Source organism: Klenkia sesuvii, assembly GCF_037083825.1.
Classification (GTDB): Bacteria; Actinomycetota; Actinomycetes; order Mycobacteriales; family Geodermatophilaceae; genus Klenkia; species Klenkia sesuvii.
Genome location: NZ_JBAPLU010000008.1, coordinates 22,971 through 37,917 on the forward strand (window position 1 = coordinate 22,971; position 14,947 = coordinate 37,917).

The 14,947-nt window shown below is 75.0% G+C and carries 13 protein-coding genes; 1 reads left to right on the top strand and 12 read right to left on the bottom strand.

Translation table 11 applies throughout. The features are described 5' to 3' along the window. Window positions 1–8: 8 nt before the first annotated feature. From TEK04_RS09615 to TEK04_RS09625, 3 genes are all read right to left on the bottom strand, one after another. A complete protein-coding gene (locus tag TEK04_RS09615) occupies window positions 9–515 on the bottom strand; it encodes a Cg1360 family ATP-synthase-associated protein (RefSeq protein ID WP_336404118.1) in 507 nt (168 codons plus the stop codon). Next, window positions 512–1,771 (bottom strand): glycosyltransferase family 4 protein, encoded by a 1,260-nt coding sequence (locus tag TEK04_RS09620; RefSeq protein WP_336404119.1) that lies wholly within the window; start codon window positions 1,769–1,771, stop codon window positions 512–514. The genes TEK04_RS09615 and TEK04_RS09620 overlap by 4 nt, the downstream gene beginning before the upstream one ends. 144 nt (window positions 1,772–1,915) lie before the next feature. Continuing rightward, a complete protein-coding gene (locus TEK04_RS09625) occupies window positions 1,916–2,557 on the bottom strand; it encodes an L-threonylcarbamoyladenylate synthase (protein ID WP_336404120.1) in 642 nt (213 codons plus the stop codon). Window positions 2,558–2,591: 34 nt separating this feature from the next. On the opposite strand from TEK04_RS09625, the gene TEK04_RS09630 reads away from it, so the two are divergent. Next, complete coding sequence (locus TEK04_RS09630) at window positions 2,592–3,380, top strand: endo alpha-1,4 polygalactosaminidase (protein ID WP_336404121.1); 789 nt, start codon at window positions 2,592–2,594, stop codon at window positions 3,378–3,380. Here the strand turns inward: TEK04_RS09630 and prmC are convergent. The 9 genes from prmC to argS form a co-directional block, all read right to left on the bottom strand. Further along, the gene (prmC, locus tag TEK04_RS09635; protein WP_336404261.1) at window positions 3,356–4,216 is read right to left on the bottom strand and encodes a peptide chain release factor N(5)-glutamine methyltransferase; all 861 of its coding nucleotides are present in this window, start codon (window positions 4,214–4,216) and stop codon (window positions 3,356–3,358) included. The genes TEK04_RS09630 and prmC overlap by 25 nt on opposite strands. Further along, window positions 4,213–5,283 (bottom strand): peptide chain release factor 1, encoded by a 1,071-nt coding sequence (gene prfA / locus TEK04_RS09640; RefSeq protein WP_336404122.1) that lies wholly within the window; start codon window positions 5,281–5,283, stop codon window positions 4,213–4,215. Before prfA ends, prmC begins: the two co-directional genes overlap by 4 nt. 86 nt (window positions 5,284–5,369) lie before the next feature. After that, complete coding sequence (gene rpmE / locus TEK04_RS09645; RefSeq protein WP_336404123.1) at window positions 5,370–5,594, bottom strand: 50S ribosomal protein L31; 225 nt, start codon at window positions 5,592–5,594, stop codon at window positions 5,370–5,372. 215 nt (window positions 5,595–5,809) lie between these two features. Next, window positions 5,810–8,155: a transcription termination factor Rho gene (gene rho / locus TEK04_RS09650; RefSeq protein WP_336404124.1), complete on the bottom strand. Its 2,346-nt coding sequence runs from the start codon at window positions 8,153–8,155 to the stop codon at window positions 5,810–5,812. Between the two features lie 251 nt (window positions 8,156–8,406). Then, on the bottom strand, window positions 8,407–9,327 hold the full coding sequence (gene thrB, locus TEK04_RS09655; protein WP_336404125.1) for a homoserine kinase: 921 nt from the start codon (window positions 9,325–9,327) through the stop codon (window positions 8,407–8,409). Further along, a complete protein-coding gene (thrC, locus tag TEK04_RS09660) occupies window positions 9,324–10,388 on the bottom strand; it encodes a threonine synthase (protein ID WP_336404126.1) in 1,065 nt (354 codons plus the stop codon). Before thrC ends, thrB begins: the two co-directional genes overlap by 4 nt. Next, a complete protein-coding gene (locus tag TEK04_RS09665; protein WP_336404127.1) occupies window positions 10,385–11,689 on the bottom strand; it encodes a homoserine dehydrogenase in 1,305 nt (434 codons plus the stop codon). The genes thrC and TEK04_RS09665 overlap by 4 nt, the downstream gene beginning before the upstream one ends. Continuing rightward, window positions 11,686–13,167: a diaminopimelate decarboxylase gene (lysA, locus tag TEK04_RS09670; protein ID WP_336404128.1), complete on the bottom strand. Its 1,482-nt coding sequence runs from the start codon at window positions 13,165–13,167 to the stop codon at window positions 11,686–11,688. Before lysA ends, TEK04_RS09665 begins: the two co-directional genes overlap by 4 nt. Then, window positions 13,164–14,825, bottom strand: a complete 1,662-nt coding sequence (argS, locus tag TEK04_RS09675) for an arginine--tRNA ligase (protein ID WP_336404129.1) — start codon at window positions 14,823–14,825, stop codon at window positions 13,164–13,166. Before argS ends, lysA begins: the two co-directional genes overlap by 4 nt. Window positions 14,826–14,947 lie beyond the last annotated feature (122 nt).

Below are 14,947 nucleotides of genomic sequence, written 5' to 3' on the forward strand. Positions count from 1 at the left end.
GGACACTATCAGCCGCCTGTGCGGCCCTGTCCGGGGTCTTCTACGGGCTGTCGCAGAACGCCCTGATCGGGTGATGCCGCAGGTGGGGCGGGCGGGGTCGTGTAGTAGAGCTGCCGGGTCCAGACCCAGCGGGCCTGCACCCCGCTCCACAGCAGCGCACCGGCGACGACCGCCCACGCGGTGGCCGTGCGGTCGGGCACGCCGTCGGCGGGCAGCGCCTGCAGCAGGGCGAAGAAGCCGAGGACCTTGACCATGAACGCACCCAGCGCGGCCGGCAGCGTGAACGAGTCGTCGATCTTGCCGGCCCAGGCGATGGCGTAGCCCGACAGGCAGAAGAACGCGGCGGTGATGGCCGCCCCGAGCACCACGCCCAGGGCCTCGGGCCACCCGACCAGCAGCCCGACCACGGGCACGGCCACCGCCGCCAGCGCCCCGGTCACCACGGCGCCCACCCGCAGGAAGGACAGGTCCCACGGGCCGGCTGCACTGCGCGGGCCGGCTGCGGGTCGGGTCATCGAGGCGCTCCGGTGGGGTCGGGGGTGCGACCGGTGGGTCGCGTTCCTGACCGTGACGGTACGGCGCCTCTCCCCCGGGCGCGGCCGGGCCGCCGACCCCACCACCGGGCCGACCGTGCGGCCCGGTGCTCGGACTCCGCCACCGAGGCGGCCGTGCGGTCGGGACGGCGGGCCCGGGGGCCCAGGACGACGACCACCCCGACCACCAGCAGCGCACCGATCACGACCAGCACCTCCGCCGTCCCGCCGGAGATGGACAGCGCGATGACGCCGAAGCTGAGGAGGGCGGCCCAGAAGTACATGATCAGCACGGCGCGGCGGTGCGAGTGACCGATCGAGAGCAGCCGGTGGTGCAGGTGCATCTTGTCCGGGCTGAAGGGTGACTGGCCCTTGCGGGTGCGCCGCACGACGGCCAGCACCAGGTCGGTGAACGGGATGAACAGCACCGCGAGGGGGACCAGCAGCGGCAGCGCCAGCGGCAGCACGCTGGCGGCGGAGTCGAAGCTCTGGGTGTCCACCCGGCCGGTGGCCGACACGGCGGCGGCCGACAGCATGAGCCCGACCAGCATCGAGCCGCTGTCGCCCATGAAGATGCGGGCTGGTGAGAAGTTGTGCGGCAGGAAGCCCAGGCACGCCCCGGCGAGCACCGCCGTGATGAGCGCCGGGGCCGACGCGGTGTCGTCGTAGCCGACCAGGCCCAGGTTGTAGCTGTAGGCGAAGAGCGCGACCGCGGCGATCGCCGAGACGCCGGCGGCCAGGCCGTCGAGGCCGTCGATGAAGTTCAACGCGTTGACCACGAGGACGGTGGTGAGGATGGTCAGCGGCACCCCGGCGTCGCCCAGCGACAGCGTGCCGATGTCGGCGACGGGGAGGAAGACGAACATGAACTGCACGCCGAGCAGCACCATGACCCCGGCGCATGCGATCTGGCCGGTCAGCTTGGTGAGCGCGTCGATCTCGAAGCGGTCGTCCAGCACGCCCAGCAGGCAGATCAACCCGCCGGCCACCAGCACGGCGTAGGTCTGGCTGTCCTCGAAGGTGCGCTGCAGCGCGGGCAGCCGACTGGCGACCAGCACCGCGGCCGCCACCCCGGCGTACATGGCCACGCCGCCGCCGCGGGGGGTGGGGATGACGTGCACGTCGCGCTCGCGCACGGCCGACATGACCCGGAACCGCATCGCCAGCACCCGCACCACGGGGGTGGTCAGGTAGGTGACCAGCGCCGCGGTGAGGCAGACGACGATGTACTCGCGCACGGGCGGTCAGGCTCCTGGGTCGGGGAGGCCCACGGTATCCCGCCGACCGGTCCGGGCCGCCTCGCCGCGACGACCACGGAGCCCAGGACGCCGGGGCGCGGCGTGTCGCGCGCACAGGTCCGTGGTCAACGGGTCGGTGACGGTTCAGTCGGTCAGGGACGGCACGACCTCGCGCAGCCGGTCCACCTCGACCGCGCCGACCCGGAGCACCCGCGGGTGGTCACCGGTGCAGTCCACGATGGTGCTCGGCGCGCCGACCTCGCGGGGGCCGTCGTCCAGGATCACCGCGGCGTGCTCGCCGAGCTGGTACTCGGCCTGCTGGGCGGAGGTGGCGGCGGGGCGGCCCGACCGGTTGGCGCTGGAGACCGCCAGCGGCCCGGTGCGGCGCAGCAGCTCGCGGGCGACCTCGTCGTCGGGCAGCCGCACGGCGACGGTGCCCTCGGACTCCCCCAGGTCCCACGACAGGGTGGGGGTGTGCTCGAGCACCAGGGTGAGCCCGCCCGGCCAGAACTCCTTGGCCAGGGCGTGCGCGTCCGGCGGGACGACGGTCACCAGCCCGGCCAGGGTGGACGCCTCGGCGACGAGCACCGGCACCGGCATGTTCCGCCCCCGGTTCTTGGCCGCGAGCAGCCTGGCCACCGCCTCGGGGGTGAAGGCGTCGGCGGCCACCCCGTACACGGTGTCGGTGGGCAGCAGCACCAGCTCGCCCCGGCTGAGCGCAGTCGCGGCCGCGGCGATGCCCGCGGTGCGCTGCTCGTCGTCGGTGCAGTCGTAGACGTCGGCCACGGCTGGACAGTCTCCCCCACCTAGGCTGCGGGCCGTGCGCGGGTGTCTGCTGGTCGTCGTCCTGCTGCTCGCCGCGTGCGGCGCCACCGCACCCGCCGACGCCACCGCACCCGCCGACGCCACCGCGCCGCCGTGGGGGCTGCGCGTGGACTACCAGCTCGGCGGCGCCTACCCGCCGGCGGACGGCGTCACCGGCGTGGTCCGTGACCGCACGGCCTCCCCCGCCGACGGGTTGTGGTCGGCCTGCTACGTCAACGCCTTCCAGACCCAGCCGGGTGCCGACGAGGTACCCGAGGACCTGCTGCTGCACGACGCCGCGGGAGAGCGGGTCGAGGACCCCGACTGGCCGGGCGAGTTCCTGCTCGACGTCTCCACCGCCGCCCAGCGCGACCGGGTGGCCGACCTGGTCCGCAGCTGGGTCGACGGGTGCGCCGCAGCCGGCTTCGACGCCGTCGAGCCGGACAACCTGGACAGCTGGACCCGCTCGCAGGGCCTGCTCAGCCAGGGCGACGCCGAGGCCACCGCCCAGCTGCTGGTCGAGCGCGCGCACGCCGCCGGGCTGCTGATCGCGCAGAAGAACACCGCCGAGCTCGACGGGGTCGCCCTCGGCTTCGACTACGCCGTGACCGAGCAGTGCCAGCTGTACGACGAGTGCGACGTGTACACCGGCGCCTACGGCGACCGGGTCATCGAGGTCGAGTACACCGACGACGCCTTCGCCGCGGCGTGCGCGGCCCGCGGCGACTCCGTCGCCGTGCAGCGCCGGGACCTCGACGTGTCGGTGCCCGGCACCGAGGGCTACGCGTCGCGGTTCTGCCGCTGAGCCGTGGTGTAGCGGGGCCGGCCGGCCAGGTCGGGGTGGTCGACCACGTCGGTGAACGCGCCGTGCGAGCGGACCAGGGCGGGCAGCGAGGTGCCCTGGACGTCGGCGTGCTCGACCGCCAGCCACCCACCGGGTCGCAGCAGCCGGGCCGCGGTGCGCAGCAGCCCGCGGACGACGTCCAGGCCGTCCGGACCGCCCCACAGCGCCAGCGGCGGGTCGTGGTCGGCGACCTCGCGGGGCAGCCCCGCGAGGTCGGGGACGTAGGGCGGGTTGGACACCACCACGTCGACCGTGCCGTCGAGCTCGGTCAGCAGGGCGGGGTCGGTCATGTCGCCGTCGAGCACGGTGACGGGGGTGTCCCCCGCAGCGGCCCGCTCGCGCGCGTTGGCCCGCGTCCAGGCGATGGCGTCGGGGTCGCGCTCGACGGCCGTGACCTGCGCATCCGGGTGCTCGTTCGCCACGGACAGCGCGATCGCCCCCGACCCGGTGCCGAGGTCCACCACCACGGGCGCGGCGGCCCCGGCGAGGCGGTCGAGCACCCAGCCGGCGGTCAGCTCGGTCTCGGGCCGCGGCACGAACACCCCGGGGCCCACCCGCAGTTCCAGGTGCCGGAAGGCGGCCGTGCCGGTGAGGTGCTGCAGCGGCACCCGGGCGGCGCGCTGGTCGAGCAGCTGCTCGAACCGGCCGGCATCGGGGACGTCGTCGACGGTGACGAGCCGGCTGCGGGGCACCCCGAGGGCGTGGGCCAGCAGCAGCTCGGCGTCGACCCGCGGGGACTCCACACCGGCCTCGGCCAGCCGGGCCGCGGCGGCTGCGAGCAGGGCGCGGGGGGTCAGCTGCCGGCCTCGAGCAGCTCGGCGGTGTGCGCGGTGACCAGGGCGTCGATGACCGCGTCGAGGTCGCCGTCGAGCACCGCGTCGAGGTTGTGCGCCTTGAAGCCGACGCGGTGGTCGGAGATGCGGTTCTCCGGGTAGTTGTAGGTGCGCACCCGCTCGCTGCGGTCCACGGTGCGCACCTGGCTGCGCCGGGCGTCCGAGGCCGACGCGGCGGCCTCCTCGCGGGCGGCGGCCAGCAGCCGCGAGCGCAGCACGCGCAGCGCGGACTCGCGGTTCTGCAGCTGGCTCTTCTCGTTCTGCGAGCTCACCACGGTGCCGGTCGGCAGGTGGGTGATGCGGACGGCGGAGTCGGTGGTGTTCACGCTCTGCCCGCCCGGGCCCGAGGAGCGGAAGACGTCGATGCGCAGGTCGTTCGGGTCGACGACGACGTCGACCTCCTCGGCCTCGGGCAGCACCAGCACCCCGACGGCGGAGGTGTGGATGCGGCCCTGGCTCTCGGTGACCGGCACCCGCTGCACGCGGTGCACCCCGCCCTCGAACTTCAGCCGCGACCAGATGCCCTCGTCGCCGCGGGCCTTGACCGCGACCGCGACGTCCTTGTACCCGCCGAGCTCGGCGTCGACGGCGTCGAGCACCTGGGTGGCCCAGCCGCGGCGCTCGGCGTAGCGCAGGTACATGCGCAGCAGGTCACCGGCGAACAGTGCCGACTCGGCACCGCCCTCCCCCGCCTTGATCTCGAGGATGACGTCCTTGTCGTCGTCGGGGTCCTTGGGCAGCAGCTGCTCGCGCAGCCGGTCCTCCAGCCGCCCGATCTCCTCCTGCAGGCCGGCGGCCTCAGCCGCGAACGCCGGGTCCTCGGCAGCCAGCTCCTGGGCGGCGCCGAGGTCGGCGCGGGCGGCCTCCAGGGCCCGCGAGGTCTCCACGAGCGGCGCCAGGGACGCGTAGCGCCGCGCCAGGCGCCGGGCGCGGGACTGGTCGGCGTGCACGCCGGGGTCGGCGAGCTCGAGCTCGAGCGAGGCGTGCTCGGCCAGCAGGTCGGCCAGCCCGCCGTCCGGGGTCCCGCTCACTGCTGCTCCTCCATCGACGTGTACCCCGACATGACGACGGCGCCCACGCCGCCCCGGGTGGGGCGGCGCGGGCGCCGTCGGTGGTGCTACTTTGCGGCGCCGGCGGCGCGCTTGCCGAACCGCTTCTCGAACCGGGCCACGCGGCCACCGGTGTCGAGCACGCGCTGCTTGCCCGTGTAGAACGGGTGGCAGGCCGAGCACATCTCGACGGTGAGGGTGCCACCGGGGATGGTGCTGCGGGTGGTGAAGGAGTTCCCACAGCCGCAGGTCACCGCGGTCTCGTGGTAGTCGGGGTGGATGTCGGCCTTCATGTCCTGGCCCTCTCTCTAGGTCTGGCGGGCCTGGACCCGGTCGGGGTCGTCGGCCTGTGCATGGTGGTGAACGTCGTCGGCGGGCGGGCTTGTTCCACACCGACGCCGGGGCTCGGTCGACAAGTCTCCCACACGTCGTGACGTGCTGGACCGGCCCCCTCGCAGGGCCCCGGGTCAGGCGTCGGCCCGGCACGGGGGCGAGGGGGTCGGTGCTGTCATTCGCCGGGTGAGGTCTTCTGCACCTGCATGAGGAACTCGATGTTGTTGCGGGTCTTCTTCAACCGGCCCAGCAGCAGCTCGAGGGCCTGCTGCGGCTCCAGGGCGGCGAGCACCCGGCGGAGCTTGATGACGATGGCCAGCTCGTCGGGGCTCATCAGCAGCTCCTCCTTGCGGGTGGAGGAGGCGTTGACGTCGACGGCGGGGAAGACCCGCTTGTCGGCCAGCCGCCGGTCGAGCTTGACCTCGGCGTTCCCGGTGCCCTTGAACTCCTCGAAGATGACCGTGTCCATCGTCGAGCCGGTCTCCACCAGCGCCGAGGCGATGATGGTCAGCGAGCCGCCGTTCTCGATGTTGCGGGCCGCACCCAGGAAGCGCTTGGGCGGGTAGAGCGCGGTGGAGTCGACACCGCCGGACAGGATGCGCCCGCTGGCGGGGGCCGCCAGGTTGTAGGCGCGGCCCAGCCGGGTGATCGAGTCGAGCAGGACGACGACGTCGTGGCCCATCTCGACCAGGCGCTTGGCCCGCTCGATGGACAGCTCGGCCACGGTCGTGTGGTCGGTCGCCGGCCGGTCGAAGGTGGAGGCGATGACCTCTCCCTTCACCGACCGCTGCATGTCGGTGACCTCCTCGGGCCGCTCGTCGACCAGCACGACCATGAGGTGGCACTCGGGGTTGTTGGTCGTGATCGCGTTGGCGATCGCCTGCAGCACCATCGTCTTGCCCGCCTTGGGCGGGGACACGATGAGGGCGCGCTGGCCCTTGCCGATCGGCATCACGAGGTCGAGCACCCGGGTGGTGAGCAGGTGCGGCTCGGTCTCCAGCCGCAGGCGGTCCTGCGGGTAGAGCGGCACGAGCTTGGTGAACTCCGGGCGGGTGCGGGCCTGCTCGGGGTCCAGCCCGTTCACCGAGTCCAGCCGCACCAGCGCGTTGTACTTGTCCTTGCGCTCGCCCTCGCGCGGCTGGCGCACCGCGCCGGTGATCGCGTCACCGCGGCGCAGCCCGTAGCGGCGCACCTGCGACAGCGACACGTACACGTCGTTGGGCCCGGTGAGGTAGCCCGAGGTACGGACGAAGGCGTAGTTGTCGAGCACGTCGAGGATGCCGGCGACCGGCAGCAGGACGTCGTCCTCGCTGACCGTGGGCTCGCCCTGGTCGTACCGGTCGCGGCCGCCGCCCTGGCCGGCGGTGCCGCCGCGGCGGTTGCGGTCGCGGTAACGACGCCCCCGGCGCCGACCGTTGCCCTCGACGTCGTCGTCGTCCTCGTCGCCGTCGCTGCGGTGCTCGCCGCGGGTGTCGGGGCGGTCGCCCCGGTCCTGGCGGTCGAACCGGTCCTGGCGGTCACGGTCGCCGCGCTCGGAGCGGTCCCGGCCGTCGCCGCGGTCGCCCCGGTCCTGGCGGCCGGCGCGGTTGCCCTGCCGGTCACCCCGGCCGCCCTGGTCGTCGTCCCGGTCGCGCCCGGCCTGGTCGCGCTCACCGGCACGGTCGTCGCGGGAGCGGTCGTCCCGGGTGCAGTCGTCCCGGGTGCGGTCGTCACCGGCGCGGTCGTCCCGCGCCTCGTCACGGTTGCGTCCGCGGGTCCGACCGCGCTCGGGCCGGTCACCGGCCGACCGCTCCCCGCTGCGCCCCTGGTCCTGGCCGCCCTGGTCGCCGCTCCGGGCCCGCGGGCCCTCCGCGTCGTCGCCGGCGTCGGCGGAGCGGTCGGCCCGCTCGGCGCGGCTGCGCTCACGGGACCGCGGCGGGCGCCGCTCGGGCCGACCCTCGTCGGGGCGGGACTCGTCGGCGCGGGACTCGTCGGCACCGGACCCGGCGTCACGGGGAGCCTCGGCGCCGGTCGGGTCCGGGGACCCGGCGTCGCCCGGCTCGGCGGCCGGCTGGGCCGGGGCCTGCGCGGCGGCGTCGGGCGCACCGGCGGGCCGGCTGGCGGCCCGGCGGCGGCGGGTGGGCGCAGCCGTGGCCGGCGCGGCGTCGGGCTCGGTGGACGCCGGCGCGCTCGGTGCGCCGTCGGCCGGCGTGGAGCCGTTGGTCGTCGCGGAGCCGTCGGTGGTCGCGGAGCCGTCGGTGGTCGCGGCGCCGTCGGCCAGCTGGGGCTCAGTCTCGGCGGGCTGGGTGGCGGCGGGCTCGGCGGCCGGACGGGGGGTGCCGACCTGCCGCTCGGAGATGGCGGCGACCAGGTCGCCCTTGCGCATGCGGCCGGTGCCGGGGATGCCGAGCTCGGCGGCCAGGCGCTGGAGCTCGGGCAGCAACATGCCCGACAGCCCGTTGCCGCGGCGACGCTTGCCTGCGGCGCCGGCGGCGGCGTCCTCGCTCGGGGCGCCGTCGACCGGGGTGGAGGTCTCGCTCACGTACAGGTCCTTCCCTGCGGTGACCTGCACCTACTGGCGCAGGGTGTGACCGGTGGCCCTCTCGGGTTCACCGCGTGCGATCGCGGCGGGACCGAGGAAGGGGGTGGGTCGTGGGGAGCGGGACGAAGGACGGCACTCGCTCGTCGTCGACGTCCCGCGGTGAGGCTCGCCCGGGGGCGGCTGTGCGACCAGCCTAGACATCCGGTCGCTGCGCCGACGACACCGGCTGCCCCCGGTGTCCTCCCAGGCGGTCAGGACGATACAGCACCGTCTCCGTACCGGACGCGGGCACCGCGTGCCTCGACGTCCAGGTCGAGCACCTCCCAGCCGGCCGGGACGACGGTGTGCACCAGCGCCCGGTCCGCCGTGCGGGGCACGAGCACCAGCACGGCGGGGCCGGCCCCGGACACCACGGCGGCGTGCCCGGCATCGCGCAGGTCGCCGACCAGCGCGGCGGTCGCCGGCATCGAGGGACCGCGCTGGTCCTGGTGCAGCCGGTCCTCGGTGGCCTCCAGGAGCAGGCCGGGGGCGGCGGTGAGCGCGTGTACCAGCAGCGCGGCGCGCCCGGCGTTGAAGGCGGCGTCGCCGTGCGCGACGGTCGGGGGCAGCAGCGCGCGCGCCACGTGGGTGGACAGCGTCTCGCGGGGCACGCACAGCACCGGGGACACCGCCGGCGCCACGGCCAGCGACGTCGCGCGGGCCCCCTCGGCCCCCGACCACGACAGCGTCAGCCCGCCCAGCAGGCAGGCCGCGACGTTGTCCGGGTGGCCCTCGATCGCGTCGGCCAGGGTCAGCACGCGCTCGTCGTCGATGCCGGTGACGGCGGGGCACAGCGCCCACGCGGCGAGGATGCCGGCCACCACGGCGGCGGCGGAGGAACCCAGGCCGCGCCCCTGCGGGATGCCGTTGCGGGCGCGCAGCGCGAGGCCCGAGGGCACCCACCCCAGGTCGAGGCAGGCGGCCCGGAAGGCACGCACCACCAGGTGCGACTCGTCGCGGGGCAGCTCGTCGGCGCCGATGCCCGCCAGCTCGACGTGCAGCCCGTCGGCGACGGCCACCTCCAGCTCGTCGTAGCAGGTCAGGGCCAGCCCGGCGCTGTCGAACGCGGGGCCGAGGTTGGCGCTGGTCGCGGGCACCCGGATGCGCACCGAGGCCGCGGAGGGCACGGTCACAGCCCGAGCTGGGCGGCCGCGGCGGCCGCGTCGACGGGGACGGTCACCGGGGCCGGGGCGCCGGAGATGGCCCACTCGGGGTCCTTGAGCCCGTTGCCGGTCACGGTGCAGACCACCCGCTGCCCGGGTTCGAGCTCACCGGCCGCCGCCACCTGCAGCAGACCGGCGACCGACGCGGCCGACGCCGGCTCGACGAACACGGCCTCGGAGCGGGCCAGCAGCCGGTAGGCGGCCAGGATGGCGCGGTCGGTGACGGCGTCGATGCGGCCACCGGACTCGTCGCGGGCGGCCAGCGCCTTGGTCCAGGACGCCGGGTTGCCGATGCGGATGGCGGTGGCGATGGTGCTGGGGTTCTCCACCACCGAGCCGCTGACGATCGGGGCCGCGCCGGCGGCCTGGAACCCGAACATGCGCGGGCGCCTCGTGGCCGGGCCGCTCTCGTGGTACTCGCGGTAGCCCTGCCAGTAGGCGGTGATGTTGCCGGCGTTGCCGACCGGCAGGCAGTGCACGTCGGGGGCGTCGCCCAGGACGTCGACGATCTCGAACGAGGCCGTCTTCTGGCCCTCGATGCGGTACTGGTTGACGCTGTTGACCAGGCTGACCGGGTAGTCGATGGCCAGCTTGGAGGCCAGCGCCAGGCAGTCGTCGAAGTTGCCCTGCACCTGCAGCAGCTGCGCACCGTGCACCAGCGCCTGCGCGAGCTTCCCCGTGGCGATCTTGCCCTGCGGGACGAGCACCGCGCAGACCAGCCCGGCCCGGGCGGCGTAGGCCGCGGCGCTGGCCGAGGTGTTGCCGGTGGAGGCGCAGATGACCGCCTGCGCGCCCTCCTCGACGGCCTTGGTGATGGCCATCGTCATGCCGCGGTCCTTGAACGACCCGGTCGGGTTGGCGCCCTCGACCTTCAGGTACACGTCGCACCCGGTGCGGCGGGAGAGCTCCGGGGCGGGCACCAGCGGGGTGGCGCCCTCCTGCAGGGTCACCACCGGGGTGCTCGTGCTCACCGGCAGGCGGTTGCGGTAGGCCTCGATGAGCCCCGGCCAGAACGGCGAAGCGGCGGTCATGCCAGTCCCTCCACACGCAGCACGCTCGTCACGGCCCGGACGGCCGGCATCCCACGCAGCCGGGAGATCGTGGCAGACAGCGCCGAGTCCGGTGCCCGGTGGGTGACGATCACGAGCGTCGCGGCCTCCCCGGCCCCGTCCTGCCGGACGGTGGAGATGCTCACCCCCTGCGCGGCGAACTCCTGCGCGACGGTGGCCAGCACCCCCGGCTTGTCGGCGACGTCGAGGCTCACGTGGTACCGGGTCGGGGTGTCGGCCATCGGGGCCACGGGGAGCCCGGCGTAGCCCGTCGTCCCCGGTCCGGCGACGCCGGCGACGCGGTTGCGGGCCACCGCCACCAGGTCGCCCAGCACGGCCGAGGCCGTGGGCTCGCCGCCCGCGCCCTGCCCGTAGAACATCAGCTGCCCGGCGGCCTCGGCCTCGACGAAGACGGCGTTGAACGCACCGCCCACCGAGGCCAGCGGGTGGCTGGTCGGGATCATCGCCGGGTGCACCCGCACGGCGACGGCGTCGCCGTCCGCACCGGTGACCTTCTCGCAGATGGCCAGCAGCTTGACCGTGCACCCGATCTCGGCCGCCCGGGACACGTCGGTGGCGCTGACCGCCGCGATGCCCTCGCGGTGCACGTCGGAGGCCGAGACCGGCGAGTGGAAGGCCAGCGAGGCCAGGATGGCGGCCTTGGCGGCGGCGTCGAAGCCGTCGACGTCGGCGGTGGGGTCGGCCTCGGCGTAGCCCAGCTCGGTGGCCTCGGCCAGCGCCTCGGCGAAACCGGCCCCGGTCTCGGCCATGCGCGAGAGGATGTAGTTCGTCGTCCCGTTGACGATGCCGACCACCCGGGTGAGCTGGTCCCCGGCCAGCGACTCGCGCAGCGGGCGCAGCAGCGGGATGGCCCCGGCGACGGCGGCCTCGTAGTAGAGGTCGACGCCGGCCCGGGCCGCTGCGGCGTGCAGGGCGACGCCGTCGTCGGCGAGCAGGGCCTTGTTGGCGCTGACCACGCTCTTGCCGGCGGCGAAGGCGGCCAGCATCAGCTCCCGGGCCGGCTCGATGCCGCCGATGACCTCGACGACGAGGTCCACGTCGGGGCGGGTGACCAGCGCGTGCGCATCGGTGGTGAGCAACCCGGCCGCCACCTCGGGGTGCCGGTCGGGCCGCCGGACGGCGACCCCGGCCACCTCGACCGGGCGGCCCACCCGGGCGGTGATGTCGGCGGCCTGGTCGGCCAGCAGCCGCAGCACCGCCGCCCCGACGGTGCCGCAGCCCAGCAGCGCGACCCGCAGCGGCGCCTGCGCGGGCGCGCTCACGACCGCACCCCCACCGAGGGCTGCGACGGCGGGACGGCGGGCGCGGGGACGTCGGCGAGGACGGCGTCGAGGGCGAACACGTCGGACAGTGTCTGACGCCGCACGATCGTGGTGGACACCCCGTCCCGGACGGCGACCACCGGCGGCTTCAGCAGGTAGTTGTAGTTCGAGGCCATCGACCAGCAGTAGGCCCCCGTGGCGGCCACCGCGAGCAGGTCGCCCGGGACGACGTCGGAGGGCAGCCACAGGTCGCGGACCAGGACGTCGCCGCTCTCGCAGTGCTTGCCCACGACGCGGCACAGCGCCGGCGGGGCATCGGACACACGGTTGGCCAGCACGCAGGTGTAGGCCGCGTCGTAGAGGGCGGTGCGGATGTTGTCGCTCATCCCGCCGTCGACCGAGACGTAGTTGCGCACGGACGGCGTGCCGGGGGCGCCGGAGGAGCCGAGGCGCACCGGCTTGATGGTGCCGATCTCGTAGAGGGTCACCGTGCCGGGACCGGCGACGGCCCGGCCGGGCTCGACGGCCAGCTGCGGCACCGGGAGGTCGAGGGCGGCGCACTCGGCGGCGACCACCCGGCGCATGCGCTCGGCGACGTCGGCCGGGGCGATCGGGTCGTCGTCGGCGAGGTAGGCGATGCCGAACCCGCCGCCCAGGTTGAGCTGGCCGAGGACCACGCCGGTGGCCTGGTGCACCTGCGCCATGAGCCCGACGACGCGGTGCGCGGCGGCCTCGAAGCCCTGGGTGTCGAAGATCTGCGAGCCGATGTGGCTGTGCAGGCCGGCCAGCTCCAGCGCCGGCTCGCGGATCACCCGGACGGCGGCGGTCAGCGCGTCGCCGGTGGCCAGGGAGAACCCGAACTTCTGGTCCTCGTGGGCGGTGGCGATGAACTCGTGGGTGTGCGCCTCGATGCCCACCGTGGTGCGCACCAGGACCGACACGGGGGCACCGCCGCCGGCGACCCGCGCGGCGGCCAGCGGGAGCAGCCGCTCGACCTCGTCGAAGGAGTCCAGCACCACGTGGCCGACCCCGGCGTCGACGGCCAGCGCCAGCTCCACGACGGACTTGTTGTTGCCGTGCAGCGCGATGCGCTCGGCGGGGAACCCGGCGGCCAGCGCCACCGAGAGCTCGTTGCCGCTGCAGACGTCGAGGTGCAGGCCGTCCTCGGCCACCCAGCGGGCCACCTGCCCGCAGAGGAACGCCTTGGACGCGTAGTGCACGTCGGCGCCGGTGAAGCCGTCGCGGAAGTCGGCGGCCCGTCCCCGGAAGTCGGCCTCGTCGAGCACGAACAACGGGGTGCCGTGCTCGCGCACCAGGTCGGTGACCGCCCGCCCGGCCAGGTGCAGCTCGCCGTCGACCCGGGTGGCCCCGCGCGGCCAGACCCGCTCGTCGAGGTCGCCGAGGGAGGCCGGCGGGGCGCCGGCGGCGCTGGGCGGGGTGATGTTCCCGTGCAGGGGCCCCGCGGGGTGCGCTCTCACATCCGCTCCGGGGCGGCGACGCCGAGCACGGTCAGCCCGTTGCGCAGCACGGTGGCGGTGGCGGCGCACAGCCACAGCCGGGCGACGGTGGTGGCCGTGGCCTCCTCGTCGCCGCGGGGCAGCACCCGGCAGGCGTCGTAGAAGCGGTGGTAGGTGCCGGCCAGCTCCTCCAGGTAGCGGGCCACCCGGTGCGGGGCGCGCAGCTCGGCCGCCGCGGTGACCACCCGGGGGAACTCGGCGACCGCGCGCAGCAGGTCGACCTCCCGCGGGTGGGCCAGCTCGGTGGCCACGACGTCGTCCGCCGTCCCGAGCTCGATGCCCAGGTCGGCCGCGCCGCGCAGCAGCGAGGCGATGCGGGCGTGCGCGTACTGGACGTAGAAGACCGGGTTGTCGCTGGCGGCCTTGCTCCACAGGTCCAGGTCGAGGTCGATCTGCTGGTCCACCGAGGCCCGGGCCAGCGCGTAGCGGGCGGCGTCGGCGCCCACGGCCTCGACCAGGTCGGCGAGCGTGATGACCGTGCCGGCCCGCTTGCTCATGCGCAGCGGCTGGCCGTCGCGGACGAGGTTCACCAGCTGGCCCAGCAGGATCTCCAGGTTCTGGGCCGGGTCGTCGCCCAGGGCGGACACGAGCGCCTTGTACCGGCCGACGTAGCCGGCGTGGTCGGCGCCCAGCATGATCACGACGCGGTCGAACCCCCGGTCGCGCTTGTCCTGGTAGTAGGCGCAGTCGGCGGCGAAGTAGGTGTAGTCGCCGTCGCTCTTGACCAGCGGCCGGTCCTTGTCGTCGCCGAACGTGGTGGTGCGCAGCCAGGTGGCGCCCTCGGCCTCGTAGACGTGGCCCTTCTCGCGCAGCGTGCCGATCACCTTCTCCAACGCGCCCGAGGCGTGCAGCGTGGCCTCGGAGAAGTAGGTGTCGAACACGACGCCGAAGTCGGCGAGCGAGGACTTGATCTCGGCGAACATGAGCTCGACGCCGCGCACCCGGAAGCGCTCCTGCTGCTGCTCCTCGGGCAGGTCGAGCACGCCGGCCTCGGCGGCGACCACCTGGTCGGCGATCTCGCCGACGTAGTCGCCGGCGTAGCCGTCCTCGGGGACCGGCTGCCCGTGCGCGGCCGCGACCAGGCTCCGGGCGAACCGGTCGATCTGGGAACCGGCGTCGTTGAAGTAGTACTCGCGGCTGACGTCGGCCCCGCTGGCGGTGAGCAGCCGGCCGAGGGCGTCCCCCACGGCTGCCCAGCGGGTGCCGCCGATGTGCACCGGCCCGGTGGGGTTGGCCGAGACGAACTCCAGGTTGATGCGCTGCCCGGCCAGGGCGTCGGTGCGGCCGTACGCCTCCCCCGCCGTCACCGCGTCGAGGGCGATCTGCCCCAGCGCGCCCTGGGCGAAGGTGACGTTGAGGAACCCTGGACCGGCGACGTCGACGCGCGCGATGCCGGGCTGCTCCCGCAGGTCGGTGGCCAGCACCTCGGCCACCTCGCGCGGCGGGCGGCCGGCCTGCTTGGCCAGCTTGAGGGCCACGGTGGTGGCGTAGTCGCCGTGCTCGGGGTTGCGCGGGCGCTCGACCACGACGTCCTCGGGGACGGCGACGGCGAGGTCGCCGCGCTCGACGGCCCCGGCGACGACGGTGCGGACGAGGGCACTGAGCTGCTCGGGTGTCACCTGCTGATCGTAGAAGGCCGGAACCAGCGGCTCGCCCGCACCGTTGAGCAGGGTGGACCACCCGCCGGGGACGGGTGGGCGGTGTCACAGCCCCGGTCGGCACAGGTTGCCCGCCTAGACTC

Coding starts and splice junctions, on each gene's coding strand:
- TEK04_RS09615 (WP_336404118.1), bottom strand. CDS start 515: ATGACCCGACCCGCAGCCGGCCCGCGCAGTGCAGCCGGCCCGTGGGAC.
- rpmE (WP_336404123.1), bottom strand. CDS start 5,594: ATGAAGGCCGACATCCACCCCGACTACCACGAGACCGCGGTGACCTGC.
- thrC (WP_336404126.1), bottom strand. CDS start 10,388: ATGACCGCCGCTTCGCCGTTCTGGCCGGGGCTCATCGAGGCCTACCGC.